1 rRNA gene is annotated in these 216 nt (G+C 42.1%); it reads right to left on the reverse strand.

From position 1 onward, the window contains the following. Window positions 1-104 (reverse strand): 5S ribosomal RNA (gene rrf / locus HMPREF2893_RS03925); the annotation flags it as partial. Window positions 105-216 lie beyond the last annotated feature (112 nt).

A 216-nucleotide genomic window follows, 5' to 3' on the forward strand; every position in this document is an offset into this window, starting at 1 on the left:
CCTTATCTCACAGGGGGCAACCCCCAACTACTTCCGGCGTTCTAGGGCTTAACTGCTGTGTTCGGCATGGGTACAGGTGTATCTCCTAGGCTATCGTCACTTAACTCTGAATGATTAAACATTCAAAATTGAACATCTATATTCTAACAAGTTAACCTTTCGTTGTCAATATCTTCTGACTCTTTGGATAAGTCCTCGAGCTATTAGTATTAGTCC

The organism is Streptococcus sp. HMSC072C09 (assembly GCF_001813105.1).
Taxonomy (GTDB): Bacteria; Bacillota; Bacilli; order Lactobacillales; family Streptococcaceae; genus Streptococcus.